This is a genomic window from Nocardia sp. XZ_19_385 (genome assembly GCF_015355755.1).
In the GTDB taxonomy this organism is placed as follows: domain Bacteria; phylum Actinomycetota; class Actinomycetes; order Mycobacteriales; family Mycobacteriaceae; genus Nocardia.
Genome location: NZ_JACVEE010000019.1, coordinates 1 through 650, shown reverse-complemented (window position 1 = coordinate 650; position 650 = coordinate 1). Strand labels below are relative to the sequence as shown.

The following is a 650-nucleotide window of genomic DNA, read 5'->3' as shown; positions in this document are numbered from 1 at the left end:
CTACAACAGTTGCTTCCAGTGAAGTTCGACCAATCGTAACACGGCTCGGGGCGAATGCACCAGAGAATGCCAAGGTGGCAAACTGGTATGCTGGAGAACCAACTGCGAATCCGTCCAACTCTAACTCAGCTGTTGAGCTGTAAGAACGTGAACGTTCTGCAAAGTTGTCATGCATTGCAATAAACAATGGGGTTTCAAATCCCACACGGCTAATAGGTTGAGTGCCAAGTGTTACCGTGACATCAACTACCTTATCTTCGTAAGCCATCTCATTTCCTCTTTCAGGCGATTATTGAAAGGCACCCTAGTGCCAACGGTGTGATCACTGATAAGGTGGCTTATCAATAACCGAGTTAGAAATCTTATTCTTAAATTTGCTTGCATCCTTCTCTAGGTCAACATTAACCTTGAAATTATCAAGGACTGTATGCCTGTCGTCAGTTGCTGTGACGTTCATCTCAACTGCCTTAAGATCCTCATAAATTCCAGTATCGCTTTCCATAAATGAAACGTTGAAATTTAACTGGACACGGGCACGGATCTCGTAGTATTGTTGGTTCAAAGGAACCTTGATACGAGCAATAGAGGATGAAGACGAATAAGCAAATGCAGAGTAGTCTGGGAAATACTCATTATACACATATGACAAG

General features: G+C 43.1%; 2 protein-coding genes. Both read right to left on the bottom strand.

Translation table 11 applies throughout. From position 1 onward, the window contains the following. The coding region (locus IBX22_RS37180; RefSeq protein WP_228540229.1) for a DUF3383 domain-containing protein at positions 1-268 on the bottom strand (268 nt) is incomplete at its 3' end. Positions 269-322: 54 nt separating this feature from the next. Next, positions 323-650, bottom strand: a 328-nt coding sequence (locus IBX22_RS37175; protein WP_228540228.1) for a hypothetical protein, incomplete at its 5' end; no start/stop codon positions are given.